Raw genomic sequence first — 12,548 nt, 5'->3', positions numbered from 1 at the left:
ACGGCAGAATTATTGCTCTAAACCGGACGGCCATATTGTTTTTGGCTCACGTCTGGATTATTCTCATTTTGGGGAACCGTCGAGGCCATGGCCGGCGACGGTAGGGGCAACGTCGAAAGACGTGCGGTGGTGCCGGCGCTGTATTTGGGGGACGCCGGCACCATTGCCCGCTTCATTGGTGCCGCGGATGGTTTTTCCCGCGCTGCACGACCCGCAGATCCCGCCTCCGAGGCTCTGGCCCTCGCTGATGTGCTGTGCTCAACTTGGAGACGGTGCATCGATCCTGCACCGTCTCCATCGGGAAGGGAATTTCGTCATGGCAACGTACAAGATCGGATACTTCGTCGGGAGCCTGGCCAGTGGCTCGATCAACCGGATTCTGTCCAAGGCCTTGATCAAGGTGGCACCGGAGGATTTGGAGTTCACCGAGATCCCGATTGGGAACCTTCCGTTGTACAACTCCGACTTCGACGCCGATTTCCCGCCGGTGGGGCTGGCCTTCAAGGAGGCCATCGCAGCCTCCGACGGTCTGCTCTTCATTTCCCCGGAGTACAACAGGTCGATTCCGGGTGCCCTGAAGAACGCCATCGACTGGGGCTCGCGGCCGTGGGGGACCAACTCCTTTGCCCGAAAGCCCACGGGCATCGTCGGGGCCTCGCCGGGCGGCATCGGCACGGCCGTGATGCAGTCATCGATGCGCAGCGTGCTGAGCTTCCTTGATGCACCCCAGCTCAACGCGCCCGAGGCGTACGTCAGGTTCGATCCGGAGGCGTTTGGCAATGACGGCGAGGTCAAGGACCCTGCCACGGAGACGTTCCTGCGCCACTACATGGATGAGTACTGCGCCTTTGTCCAGCGCGTCCTCGCCGCCACGGCACCGGGCCACATCGGCGACTCGGACCCGGACACGGCCAAGTAGGGCGGGCATCACCGGGTGCGGTGGGCGGCGCCTGTGGCGCCCCCTGTATCCTGAAAAGGCGGGCTGGACATGATCCAGGGCCGCCCCACCCTCCCGGAATCTCCGAACGGACCTCCCATCACAAGCAACGCCCCAGCAGCCAATCCGTCCACCACAGCAGTGGCGGATGATCCCGCCGTCGTCAGCTGGACCGCGGACGACGGCGAAACCCGCACCCTGCGCTGGCTCTCGGCCAACGGCCGGCCGGCGCCCAAGCGGGTGGAGGTGGTGGATGATTCCCTCACCGCCGATGAGGCCAACCGGATGGCGTCGCAGGGCATTGCGATGCTGTGGCGGGGCGATTTCAACAACGCGCGGCAGATCCTCAACGCCATGGACCGGCGCCTGGCCAATGGCAAGAAGAAGCCCGCCAAGGACATGGCGGATGAGTTCTACCGCCACCGCCAGTCACGCTCGCACCGTGCCCGCATCCTGGGGCTGGTGCTGGTTCCGCTGGACCCCGGGCCGGTGGTGCCGCTGCGCCGGGCCCCGGATGTCCACGACGCCGCCACGGGGGCCTACGGTGCCGTCGCCGAGCCGTCGGCGGTGTCCCTGCACGAGCTGGTGGGGGCCATTGGCGCCCATGAATGGCGCCGGAACGGTGTCTATGTCGACGCCCTGCAGGACCGCATCCACCCGCACTACGGCATCTTCTTCCCCACCCGCAGCGAGTACGTGGACCTTGTCGCCGAAGCCCCGCTGCCGTCTCTGCCGCTGGCCTTCGACATCGGCACCGGCACGGGAGTGCTCGCGGCGCTGCTGGTCCGCCGCGGCGTCGAGCGCGTCATCGCCACGGACAACGAGCCGCGCGCCATCGCCTGCGCCGAGGACAACTTCCGCGGCCTCGGCATCGAGGACCGGGCCGAGGCCGTGCTGGGGGACATGTTCCCCGAGGGGCGCGCGCAGCTGGTCATCTGCAATCCGCCGTGGATTCCGGCCACACCGCATTCTTCGCTGGACAGTGCCGTCTACGATCCCGGCAGCCGGATGCTGCTGCGCTTCCTGAACGAGCTCGCCGACCACCTGGAACCGGGCGGGGAGGGCTGGCTGGTCCTCTCGGACCTGGCCGAACACCTGGGCCTGCGGACCCGGGACGAGCTGCTCAAGGCCATTGACGCCGCCGGGCTGGACATCGTCGATCGGATGGACACGGTGCCGACGCACGGCAAGGCCGCGGACCGCAGCGATCCGCTGTTCGCGGCCCGTGCAGCCGAGACCACCTCACTGTGGCGGCTCACCCCGCGCTGAGGCGCTGAACCTGTAGTTCTGAACCTGGGCCGACGACGGCGGCCGCCCGCCGTCGTCGAACCGCCACCGATCCTTCTGGACGCCAGCATTCTGGGCGGCCGCACCACCTTCCCACCTAAGAAAGTCACACCGCCATGAGCCTGATCAGGCTGAACGACGTCAGCGTCCGCTTCGAGAACACGCAGATCCTGCGTGAGGCATTCTTCCGCCTGGAACCGGGCGACCGCGTGGGCCTGATCGGCAAGAACGGCTCCGGCAAATCGAGCATGCTCAAGCTGATCCTGGGCCAGGTGGAGGCCGACGGCGGGACCGTCTCCGTGGAGCTGGGGACCCGGATCGGGTACTTCTCCCAGTTCTCCGAGCTGAACGGCGAGCACACCATCACCGAAGTGCTCGACGGCGTGTTTGTTGAGATCAAGGCGATCGAGGCCGAGCTGGCGTCCATCGATGCCGCCATTGCCGTGGATTCCGGCGACGGCGCCGAACTGGAGCGGCTGATCCACCGCCAGTCGGAGCTGTTCGAGGCCATGGACCGCCTCGACGGCTGGGACTACCCGCGCCGCATCGACAAGGTGCTGACCACCCTGGGGTTCGATGAGGCGCACCGCATCTGCCCGATCGACAAGCTCTCCGGCGGCTGGCGCAACCGCGCCGCCCTGGCCAAGATCCTGCTGGAGGGCCCCGACGTCCTGCTGCTGGATGAGCCCACCAACTTCCTGGACGTGGCCGGTGTCGAATGGCTGGAAACCTGGTTCCGCGACTTCCGCGGCGCGGCCATCATCGTCTCGCACGACAGGAAGTTCCTGGACGCCGTCGTCACCCGGATCATCGAGGTGGAGAACTTCCACCTGCACGAGTACCCGGGCAACTTTGGCGAGTACGTGGTGGCCAAGCAGTTCCGGCTCAAGACCCTGGAGGCGCAGTTCCAGCACGAATCGGAGCTGCTGGCCTTTGAGGCCGAGGGCATTGCCGACCGCCGCGAGGCCGCCAAGGCCGCCAGCCGCACGCTGGGCAACCAGCTGGCCAAGATCAAGAAATCCCGCACACCGCGGCCAGTGGATCAGATCATCACGGAGATCTACAGCGGCCTGCACGTGAAGGATGTGCTCTGCCGGGTGGAATCCCTGGGCAAGTCCTATGGCGAGAAGACGCTGTTCTCTGATCTAAGCTTTGAGATCCGCCGCGGCAACAGGATTGTGGTGCTGGGCTCCAACGGCAGTGGCAAGTCCACGCTGCTGAAGGTGCTGACGGGCGATGAGCTGGCCGACGCCGGCGAGGTGGCCTGGGCCAAGGGCGCCGGCATGGTCTCCTACAACCAGGTGCTGGAGGAGCTGGACGAAACGGACACGGTCAGCCACGCCGTCAATGCGATGCCGGACAGCCTGGCCCTGACCGCCACCAAGAAGTCCGTCAACCGGTTCCTGGCGATGTTCCAGTTCTCCGAAGCGGACCTGAAGCAAAAGATCGGCAACCTCTCCGGTGGCCAGCGCGCCCGCGTCGCCATGGCCCAGTGCCTGCTCTCCGGTGCCTCGGTGCTGCTGCTCGATGAGCCGACCAACCACCTGGACATGTCCAGCACCCAGGTCATGGAGCGGGCCCTGCTGCACTTCCCGGGTGCCGTGGTGGTGGTCAGCCACGACCGCTTCTTCACCGAGAAGGTGGCTAACCGCCACCTCGTGTTCGGCAGCGAGGGCGCCAACCCCGGCGAGATCGAGGTCCGCGCCGCCTGAGGTCCCAGGCTCCTACGGCTGTCCGCTGAAGACGGTGCGCACTGTTGAACCGGAGGCCGTCCCGGTCTACCGTCGAATCAACTGCACGGTGCAGCCCTTTGTGGACAGGGGTCCGGCATGGCCAAGCTCATCTACACCGCCATCACTTCGCTGGATGGCTACGTGGCCGATGCGGAGGGCAACTTCGACTGGAGCATGCCGGATGGGCAGGTCCATGCCTTCATCAATGGACTGGAACGCCGTTGCGGCACGTACCTCCTTGGGCGCCGCATGTACGACGTGATGGCCGTCTGGGATGACTTCCACGGCCGGACGGACCTGCCCGCGGAAATGCAGGAATACGCCGATATCTGGCACGATGCCGACAAGATCGTCTACTCCACGACGCTGGAGACCGTAACCGCCGCCCGGACCCGGCTTGAGAAGAAGTTTGATGCGGGCGCGGTTGCCGCCCTGAAGGCTGCGTCCGTGGGCGACATCAGCGTCGGCGGCCCCACGCTGGCTGCCGAGGCCATCCGGGCAGGGCTGGTGGATGAGATCATCCAGTTCATCTCACCCATCGTGGTGGGCGGCGGCATCCCGTTCCTGCCCGACGGCGTGAAGCTGGCACTTGAGCTGGTGGACGAGCGCCGGTTCGACAACGGAGTCGTTTACCTGGCCTACCGCTGCAATCCATGACGGCGGCGGCACCAGCCGCCGCCCACCCCCTTGAACCCCTGCCGACTTGGGCGTAGGAAGGGAATAGCCGCCAGTGCACGCCGCGCCAGGAGAACACCATGGTCCAGAAAGTCCAATCCGTTGATGGAACCACGATTGCCTATGAGCGGGCGGGGAAGGGTGCGCCGCTTGTCATCGTGGGCGGCGCGCTGAACAACCGCCAATCCGCCGCCGGGCTGGCGTCCCTGCTGGCCAAGGACTTCACGGTCTTCCGCTACGACCGCCGCGGCCGCGGCGACAGCAGCGACGCACGGGCCTACGCCGTCGACCGTGAAATTGACGATCTGCGCGCGCTCGCCGACGCCGCCGGTGCGCCGGTGAACCTCTACGGCCATTCCTCCGGCGCGATTCTGGCCCTGGAGGCGGCCGCCGCGGGACTTCCCGTGGCCAGGATCGCCGCCTACGAACCGCCGTATTTCCCGGCCGGCGGGCGCAGCGAACCATGGCAGGCCTTCGTGGAAAAGGTGCGCACCCTGGCGGCGAGTGGCCGCGGGGGAGAGGCTGTGGAGGCGTTCATCCGCCACACCGGTGCCGACTTTGATCCCGGCATGAAGAAGGCTCCGTTCTGGCCTTCGCTGGCAGCGCTGGCGCACACGCTGCCCTACGACCTGACCTTGGCGGCCGACGGAGCCGCGCCCGTGGTGCGCTTGTCCATGGTCGCCGCCCCGGTGCTGGCGCTCTATGGCGGCAGCAGCCCCGACTGGGCCCAGGCCGCAGCCACGGCCGTAGCTGCAGCAGTCCAGGACGGGCGGGTCGACGTGGTTGCGGACCAGGACCATTCCGTCGCCGACAACGTCCTTGCCCCCGTTCTTCGCGGCTTTTTCAGTTAGTGCACCTCCACCCGGGAAGGACGGCCACCGATGCCGAAACTACGCGTCCACAACTTCTCCATGTCCTTGGACGGCTACGCGGCGGGACCCCTTCAGGATCTGAAGCATCCACTCGGCAGGGGAGGGGAGCGTCTGCATGAGTGGGTGTTCGAGACCGTGGCGGGCCATGCCATGTTCGACGGCGGCGGCGGTGGAAGCACCGGCATTGACAACGAGTTTCTGGAGCGGGGAGACCGGGGCATTGGTGCCACCATCATGGGGAGGAACATGTTTGGCCCCATCCGTGGACCCTGGCTCGATGAGGAATGGACGGGCTGGTGGGGCGGCAACCCGCCGTACCACCACCCTGTGTTCGTCCTCACCCGCTACCCGCGGCCACCCTTGGTGATGGAGGGCGGGACGACCTTCAACTTCACCAACGACAGCATCGAGGACGTTTTGGAACGGGCCTTCACGGCGGCCAACGGGGCTGATGTGCGGCTGGGTGGGGGCGTTTCCACCGTCCAGCAGTATCTGCGGGCTTCCCTCGTGGATGAACTGCATGTGGCTTTGGTGCCCGTTCTGCTCGGCAGCGGCGAACGGTTGTTTGACCACCTTGACGGCGGCCCGACGGGGATGGAGCGGGTGGAGTTCGCCGCGTCCGACGGCGTGGTGCATGTGGTGTTTGCCCGGCGCTAGCTGAATCGTTCCTGCAGGTGGACGGAGACCTCGGATCCTGCCTGGTCTTGGCCGATGAGCTTGCAGATGGCGGCTCGGAGCGGGAGCATGTGTGGTCCGGTGCCCGAAGACGTCAGCGTGGCGTTGAAGGGGTGTCCGTCAATAGTGCCGCCGATTTTCACTGCCCGCCGCGTGCCCAGATAGCCGTCCGAGCCCGGCAGGATGACGAACGTTGTGAACGCGCCATCCTTCTGTATCGGGGCGGTGAACGTGCGGTCCAGTGGTTCCGGGCTCGGTAGTGCTGCCATTGCTGTCTCCTCTGGGGCCTTCACACGGGGTGCCTCCGCATACCGCGGACATGCCCTCAAATATAGGCCAGTGAACCGACATGGACCGCACCAAACATCCCGAGTGAGATCCGGTAAAAAAGCAGCAAAATTTGTGAAAATTCATCATTTCCATCAAATTCCTCTTTGTGACAAATCATTGACACTCCCAGCTACGCTTCTTCTGGAAATACATCTTCTAGGAGGAAAATTGATACAACGCAGTCCCGCAGCGCCGCTGCTTTTGCCCATCATTACTTTCGGCATCTATTTCCTGGTCTGGGAAGTCAAGACCAAGAATGAAATGAACCGGGCCGGTGCGGCCATCCCGTCAGCGTGGTGGCTCATCGTTCCCATAGCAAACATATGGTGGCTCTGGCAGTACTCGGTGGGCGTCGAGAAGTTCACCAACAACGGCATGGGCCGCCAGGCATCGTTCTGGCTGCTGCTTCTTCTGGGCTTCATCGGTGCGGCAATCGTCCAGATGAAATTTAATGAAGCAATCTCTGCAAAGCCGGAACTGATTTCGGCATAATTTAATTCCCGGATCAACGTTCGGTAATTAATCAGCAAGAGCGGCCGGGAATCTCATGGAGATTTCCGGCCGGTTGGCTGAAATGAACCTTTGAAGAATTGCAAGGCACTTTTGACAACTGCCCCGTGCCGCGGATTCGCCGCAAGGTGTGAGGAATCGTGGAGGCGCAGGATGGGCCCACCTTGGCCGGCCTCTGCCGCATGCTGGGCAGTCCGGGAAGATCCGCGAAGTAGTGGCCAACGTCGTTCATGGTCCAGGCGGCGCTGGGCTGAACCCCGTCCGGGCGCTGCTAGGATCGCTCAAACACTCCGGATGTCATTTGCGCCATCCGTTGACAATATTGGGGAACCATTGGGGAACATGCGCAGGTCTGCGGCTGCGGCGGTATTGGCCATGGTGGTCTTGGCGGGCTCTGGGTGCGCCGCCGTGCCGGAGGCCGCCCTCCCGCAAGCGGCCACGACGCCGGCCGCCACGGCGGCCTCGCCGTCGTTTGAAGCAGGAACCGGCGCGCGGGTGGCCGACTCGTTCGGCAATGTGCTCTACTACACCACCGTCCAGGGCGATACTCTGGCTGGCCTTGCCGAGGTGTTCAAGATTCCGGCCAAGCGGCTCGGACTGCTCAACGCCGTCGCGGACGGCACTCCACTGGCCGCGGGGAGCGTGCTGCGGCTCATTCCGCCGCCCGGCCCCATTGTGGGGGCCAGGGGGGAGGCCCCGCTGGATGCCCTGGGAATCCCGCAGACCTACACGGTGGCCTTGAACGACGGCTTCGCGGGCGTCGTTGCCCGCTTTGGGATGAGTGCGGAATAGCTGGCCGAGGCCAACAAGGTGCCCAAGTACGCCACCGTTGGCGAGGGATTCCTGGCCATCGGAGCCACCATCGTGCTTCAGAAGAAGCCGGTGGATTCCAGTGCCGGCAAGGGAAATCTTGTGCACAACTCGGTGGGGACGCCGATCTTCTACACCACAGTCGATGGCGATTCCATCGACAGTCTGGGCTGCGAATTCCGCCGCACGACCACCGAACTGCTCAGCGACAACCCGCAGCTTTCGGCCAATGCGCCGATCCCCGCCGGCACCAAAGTGGTGTTGATGCCCAACTCCCGGACCATCCCCGGTGCCCGCGGGGCCTTCACTGTCGACGACCGCGGGGTCCCGCTGACCTATGCGACGGCCCCCGGTGACAACGTTAGCCAGATTGCCGCCCGATTCCGGCTCTCGTACTCCGATCTGGACCAGGCCAATCGGCCGGTGGTTCCGAAGTATGACGGAACGACGCCGCCCTGGCCTGCCTACATTGACCGGTCTGCGGGGTTGTTGGTGCCGGGCCAGACCCTCAGCCTGCACACGGGATTCCCGATCACCACGTAGCCGCGAAGGCCCATTGCTGGGTACGCTGGCGGGGTTTGCCGGGGCCGCCGGTCCGCCGGTCGTGTTAGATTTCCCGCTATGGCCATCACCACCGCACACGTTGATCCCGGTCCGATTGTCGCCGCTGCCATAGAGCTGCTGGCCCGGCAGGGCTTTGAAGCCACCTCTGTGGAGGAGCTGGCTGACGCCGCGGGGATCAGCCGCAGCACCTTCTTCCGCAAGTTTGGCTCCAAGGAGGATGTGGTCTTCGCCGACCACGACCGCATTCTGGCCCAAGTGCAGCAGCTGCTGGACCACCGCCCCGGAGACCCTCTGGCTGCCGTGGTGGAGGCCGCTCTTCTGGTGTTTTCCAACCATGTCCGCAATCGGGACACCTCCCTGCGCCGGCACGAACTGCTCCGCCAGGTTCCGGCGCTGCGGGACCGCGAGCTGGTGATGACACACCGCTATGAGCGTGCCTTCCGCCGCCATCTGCAGGCGCACGCGCCAGGCGCCGACGGCGGTGCCGCCGCGGGTGTGGACGGGAACGCAGGCGGTACCGGCAGCGCCAGCCCCGCCGGAGCTTCGGATGACGCCGGGGGAGCCGAAGCCGTGGCCTTCGCTGCCTCGGTAGTGGCCGTCCACAACGCCGCCCTGCGCCACTGGCTGCGCACGGAGGCGGCCGAGCCTCCCCGGGGGTCCGGAGGCCTCCATGCCGGCGATGCGGAGGAGGCTGGCGGTTCCGCGGAGGCGGACTCTGGGGCCGCAACCGAGGCCGAAACGGCGGCCGGCGCGGTCCGGCGCAGCGAGGAGGCATCAGCAAAGCTTGAAGTCCAGCTTCGGGCGCTCGCGGCCAGATTCCGGCCCGCAGCACCGGCCTCCGGTTCGACAGGCAGTGGTGCGGTGGCCGGCGCACCCCGGTCCGCCGTCGTTGTCACCGTCCTTGACCCCGCCGCCGGAACGGAAGAGATCCTCAAGGCGGTTCGAAACGCCCTGCAATAGAAGGTGACACTCAATTCCTTGACATGGAACTGAGTGTCACAGCATTCTGGAACCAAGAGCTTCCTCTTCTCCCGAACGCAAGGACTGATTCATGACGAGCACCGCCGCTTCGACCCAGCTGCACCAGGACTTTCCCTTCGGAACGGTGGAGCCGGAGTATGTGCTCTCCGAGGCGCTCGATCCGGACCCGGCCTCCGTGTTCACCAATGTTTCAGATGCGGACCGTGCCTATTGGGACCGCGCCCGGGCCTTTGTCCAGGACGAGGTGCTGCCCGTCATTGCCGGCTACTGGGAGCGTGCGGAGTACCCGCTGCATCTTCTGAAGCGGCTGGGTGAACTGGACCTGCTGCGCGACGGCATTGATGTCGATGGATTCCCGGCGATGAGCAAGATGGCCGCCGGGCTGGTGAACATGGAGATCAGCCGCGGCGATGGCTCCGTGGGCACCATCATCGCCGTCCAGGGCGGGCTGGCACTGCGTTCCGTCGCCGAATGCGGATCGGACGAGCAGCGCGCCCGCTGGCTCGGGCCGCTGTCCCGCGGCGAGGACTACGGCGCCTTCGCCCTGACCGAGCCGACGCACGGATCCGATTCGGTGGCGCTGGAGACCACTGCCACCGCCGTCGAGGGCGGTTTCCTGCTCAACGGCGAGAAGAAGTGGATCGGCAACGGTTCCATTGGCGGCGTCACGGTGGTGTGGGCACGTGGGGAAGGCGGCGCGGTGCACGGCTACCTGGTGCCGCAGGATTCCCCCGGCTATGTGGCCACCACCATTGAGGGCAAGGCCTCGCTGCGCGCCATCTGGCAGGCCCACATCCGCCTGGAGAATGTGTTTGTCCCCGCCGCCAATGTGCTGCCCGGGGCCCGGACGTTCAAGGATGCCGGACGCGTGCTGCTGGCCACCAGGCTGGGCGTGGCCTGGTCCGCCGTCGGCCACGCCACCGCCTGCTACGAAACGGCCGTGCAGTACGCGGCGCAGCGTCAGCAGTTCGGACGTCCGTTGGCGGCGTCGCAGATCATCCAGGAACGGCTGGCCCGCATGCACTCCGAACTGGCCACCATGCAGTTGATGGTCGCGCAGATGACCAGGCTGGATGAAGAAGGCGTGCTGACGCCTGTGCAGGCCTCGCTGGCCAAGTACACCTGCACCCGCACTGCCCGGGGGATCGCCTCCAATGCCCGCGACCTGCTCGGCGGCAACGGCATCCTGCTGCAGAACCGGATTGCCCGGCACCTGGCGGACATCGAGGCCATCCACACCTATGAGGGCACGGAAACGGTGCAGGCGCTGATCATCGGCCGATCCATCACCGGCATCTCCGCCTTCGCCTGAGCGCACCTCTCCTCTTTCATCAAACTTCCAATTAGCTTTCACCGGGTATTCACTGAAAGGCATGTCAATGACTGCAGACGATTCCACACCCGTCATCCTGGGCGGGGCCCGCACACCGTTCGGCCGTTTCCGCGGCGCCCTGGCGTCCATGTCCTCCAGTGAGCTGGGGGCGCATGCCATCCGTGCTGCGCTGGAGCGCACTGGCGTGCCGGCGGCGAAGATCGACGCCGTGATCGTGGGCCAGGTGATCCAGGCCGGAGCCGGCCAGGGCCCCGCCCGCCAGGCCAGCCTTGCTGCGGGCATCGGCTGGAACGTGCCCACCGTGACGGTCAACAAGCTGTGCCTCTCGGGGCTGACCGCCGTGATCGATGCTGCCCGGATGATCCGTGCCGGCGAGGCGGACTTCATCGTTGCCGCCGGGCAGGAGTCCATGACCAACGCGCCGCATCTGGTGAAGGGACTGCGCGCCGGCATCACCATCGGGGACACCCCCATGGTGGATTCGCTGAACCACGACGGACTGCAGGACCCCATCAGCGGCGAATTGATGGGCAGCGCCACCGACGCCGGCAACGCTGTCCGCGGGATCACCCGGGAAAAGCAGGATGCCGTCGCCGCCCTGTCCCACCAACGCGCAGAGGCCGCCCGTGCCGCGGGGGTGCTGGCGGAGGAAATCGCACCCGTCACCATCGAGCAGCGGCGCGGCGGCGCCGTCGTCGTCGCCGATGACGAGGGCATCAGGCCGGGCACGACGGCGGAATCCCTGGCCGCGCTGAAGCCCGCCTTTGCCAAGGGCGAGCAGGCAACCATCACCGCCGGATCATCCTCGCCGCTGTCCGACGGCGCCGCTGCCCTGGTGATTGCCAGCAAGGGCGCCGCGCGGGCGATGGGGCTGGAGTGGATTGCGGAGATTGGCGCCCACGGCCAGACGGCGGGGCCGGACGGTTCCCTGCATTCGCAGCCGTCCCGGGCCATCGAGGCGGCCCTGCGGCGCGAAGGCCTTGCTGTTGAAGCGCTGGATTTGATTGAGATCAACGAGGCCTTTGCCTCCGTGGTGGTCCAGTCCGCCGAGGACCTTGGCATAGATACGGACCGCATCAATGCCGAGGGTGGCGCCATTGCGCTCGGCCACCCGGTGGGCGCGTCAGGTGCGCGGCTGGTGCTGCACCAGGCGCTCGCGCTTGCCCGGCGCGGCGGCGGTGTGGGAGTGGTGGCCCTGTGCGGTGGCGGCGGGCAGGGAGATGCCCTGATCCTCAAGGCCTGACGCCTAAGTTTCGCTCGCCTTTTCCTGCTGGTCGAGCTTGTCGAGGTCCCGATTGCGCTGGTTCGGTGGTCGAGCTTGTCGAGACCCATGACCCACTGCGGCACTAGTGTGGGCGCATGGACAACGGTGGGGGACCTCGAAGGATCGGCTACTTGCTTGTGCGGGCCGCGGTGCCGCTGGCTGCTGTAGCACTCGTGGTGTTCGGTGTGGGCATGGCCCTTATAGGGCAGCAGCAAGCCAGTTTCGGCTGGTTTGCCTATGCACCGCTTTCCGACCAGACGTTCTCCTCAGATGGGCTGTTGTTCCTTTCGGGCGAGACCCAAATCGGGGTGGTCGTGGCCGTCATCGGTCTGCTGATGCTGGCGTTCTGGTCCGGGTTCCGGACGGGCCGCCGACGGTAGCCGATCCCTCCACAGGCCCCGCAGGCGGGTGTTTGGTTCGGCGCATACATTCGATCAACGTCGGTGAATTTGCCACTAGTTAGAATATGTGTATGAGTACGGCGGCGTATTCCCCCGACGCTTCGGGGCGATGATCCGGTGGGCATGCCCGCCGGATCATCGCCCTTGCCTACCTCGCCGCGACGCATCCGGCGGGT

14 protein-coding genes are annotated in these 12,548 nt (G+C 65.9%); 13 read left to right on the top strand and 1 reads right to left on the bottom strand.

Annotation, left to right across the window (positions count from 1 at the left end; translation table 11 throughout):
* The first annotated feature begins 316 nt into the window (after positions 1-316).
* The 6 genes from K254_RS0112700 (at position 317) to K254_RS0112675 (ending at position 6,161) form a co-directional block, all read left to right on the top strand.
* The gene (locus K254_RS0112700) at positions 317-919 is read left to right on the top strand and encodes an NADPH-dependent FMN reductase (protein WP_026555684.1); all 603 of its coding nucleotides are present in this window, start codon (positions 317-319) and stop codon (positions 917-919) included.
* Positions 920-1,078: 159 nt separating this feature from the next.
* Positions 1,079-2,206, top strand: coding sequence for a methyltransferase (locus K254_RS0112695; RefSeq protein ID WP_026555683.1), 1,128 nt, complete (start codon positions 1,079-1,081; stop codon positions 2,204-2,206).
* A gap of 134 nt (positions 2,207-2,340) precedes the next feature.
* The gene (locus tag K254_RS0112690) at positions 2,341-3,936 is read left to right on the top strand and encodes an ABC-F family ATP-binding cassette domain-containing protein (protein ID WP_026555682.1); all 1,596 of its coding nucleotides are present in this window, start codon (positions 2,341-2,343) and stop codon (positions 3,934-3,936) included.
* 117 nt (positions 3,937-4,053) lie between these two features.
* Complete coding sequence (locus K254_RS0112685) at positions 4,054-4,614, top strand: dihydrofolate reductase family protein (RefSeq protein ID WP_026555681.1); 561 nt, start codon at positions 4,054-4,056, stop codon at positions 4,612-4,614.
* Between the two features lie 98 nt (positions 4,615-4,712).
* Positions 4,713-5,483, top strand: coding sequence for an alpha/beta fold hydrolase (locus K254_RS0112680; protein WP_026555680.1), 771 nt, complete (start codon positions 4,713-4,715; stop codon positions 5,481-5,483).
* 30 nt (positions 5,484-5,513) lie between these two features.
* Positions 5,514-6,161, top strand: coding sequence for a dihydrofolate reductase family protein (locus K254_RS0112675; RefSeq protein WP_026555679.1), 648 nt, complete (start codon positions 5,514-5,516; stop codon positions 6,159-6,161).
* On the opposite strand, the gene K254_RS0112670 is transcribed toward K254_RS0112675, so the two are convergent.
* Positions 6,158-6,448, bottom strand: a complete 291-nt coding sequence (locus tag K254_RS0112670) for a DUF1905 domain-containing protein (RefSeq protein ID WP_026555678.1) — start codon at positions 6,446-6,448, stop codon at positions 6,158-6,160. The two genes, K254_RS0112675 and K254_RS0112670, sit on opposite strands and share 4 nt — an antisense overlap.
* Before the next feature lie 103 nt (positions 6,449-6,551).
* Here K254_RS0112670 and K254_RS25370 point away from each other — a divergent pair, with 103 nt between their 5' ends.
* The 7 genes from K254_RS25370 (at position 6,552) to K254_RS0112635 (ending at position 12,351) form a co-directional block, all read left to right on the top strand.
* Positions 6,552-7,001: a DUF4234 domain-containing protein gene (locus K254_RS25370; RefSeq protein ID WP_196810957.1), complete on the top strand. Its 450-nt coding sequence runs from the start codon at positions 6,552-6,554 to the stop codon at positions 6,999-7,001.
* Between the two features lie 360 nt (positions 7,002-7,361).
* A complete protein-coding gene (locus K254_RS0112660; protein ID WP_155848571.1) occupies positions 7,362-7,811 on the top strand; it encodes a LysM peptidoglycan-binding domain-containing protein in 450 nt (149 codons plus the stop codon).
* Positions 7,812-7,829: 18 nt separating this feature from the next.
* On the top strand, positions 7,830-8,372 hold the full coding sequence (locus tag K254_RS0112655; protein ID WP_026555676.1) for a LysM peptidoglycan-binding domain-containing protein: 543 nt from the start codon (positions 7,830-7,832) through the stop codon (positions 8,370-8,372).
* Positions 8,373-8,450: 78 nt separating this feature from the next.
* A complete protein-coding gene (locus K254_RS0112650; RefSeq protein WP_026555675.1) occupies positions 8,451-9,353 on the top strand; it encodes a TetR/AcrR family transcriptional regulator in 903 nt (300 codons plus the stop codon).
* A gap of 91 nt (positions 9,354-9,444) precedes the next feature.
* Entirely contained in the window at positions 9,445-10,686 is a 1,242-nt protein-coding gene (locus K254_RS0112645; protein ID WP_026555674.1) for an acyl-CoA dehydrogenase family protein, read from the top strand.
* 67 nt (positions 10,687-10,753) lie between these two features.
* A complete protein-coding gene (locus K254_RS0112640) occupies positions 10,754-11,950 on the top strand; it encodes an acetyl-CoA C-acetyltransferase (RefSeq protein ID WP_026555673.1) in 1,197 nt (398 codons plus the stop codon).
* Positions 11,951-12,066: 116 nt separating this feature from the next.
* Positions 12,067-12,351, top strand: coding sequence for a hypothetical protein (locus K254_RS0112635; RefSeq protein WP_026555672.1), 285 nt, complete (start codon positions 12,067-12,069; stop codon positions 12,349-12,351).
* The last annotated feature ends 197 nt before the right edge of the window (positions 12,352-12,548 follow it).

It is taken from the genome of Arthrobacter sp. 35W, assembly GCF_000482545.1.
In the GTDB taxonomy this organism is placed as follows: Bacteria; Actinomycetota; Actinomycetes; order Actinomycetales; family Micrococcaceae; genus Specibacter.
The sequence above is the reverse complement of the archived record's forward strand: the minus strand, read 5'-3'. Positions and strand labels throughout refer to the sequence as shown.